We start from the raw sequence: 640 nt of genomic DNA, 5'->3' as shown, positions 1-640 counted from the left end.
CCTGACCAAACTGGTGTCGGGCGAGTGGACCGGCACAATGTGCCTGACAGAACCGCACTGCGTCACCGACCTGGGCATGCTGAGCACCAAGGCCGAGCCTCAGGCCGACGGTTCCTACAAAGTCTCCGGCACCAAGATCTTCATCTCGGCCGGTGAACACGATATGGCCGACAACATCGTCCACATCGTACTGGCCCGCCTGCCGGACGCACCGGCCGGCACCAAAGGCATCTCGCTGTTTATCGTGCCAAAATTCCTGCCGAACGCCGACGGCTCGGTCGGCGAGCGCAACGCGGTGACCTGTGGTTCCCTGGAACACAAGATGGGCATCCACGGCAACGCCACCTGCGTGATGAACTTCGACGCGGCCACCGGTTTCCTGATCGGCCCGGCGAACAAAGGCCTGAACTGCATGTTCACCTTTATGAACACCGCTCGCCTGGGTACCGCGCTGCAAGGCCTGGCCCACGCCGAGATCGGTTTCCAGGGCGGCCTGAAATACGCTCGCGATCGCCTGCAAATGCGCTCCCTGACTGGCCCGAAAGCGCCGGAAAAAGCCGCTGACCCGATCATCGTGCACCCTGACGTACGCCGCATGCTGCTGACCATGAAGGCATTCGCCGAAGGCAACCGCGCGATG

1 pseudogene is annotated in these 640 nt (G+C 62.7%); it reads left to right on the top strand.

Going from position 1 to position 640, the window contains the following annotated elements:
* A pseudogene (locus RSB01_RS14205) lies at nt 1-640 on the top strand (phenylacyl-CoA dehydrogenase); the annotation flags it as partial.

The sequence above is a fragment of the Brevundimonas sp. genome, from assembly GCF_036659295.1.
Taxonomy (GTDB): Bacteria; Pseudomonadota; Alphaproteobacteria; order Caulobacterales; family Caulobacteraceae; genus Brevundimonas.
The sequence above is the reverse complement of the archived record's forward strand: the minus strand, read 5'-3'. Positions and strand labels throughout refer to the sequence as shown.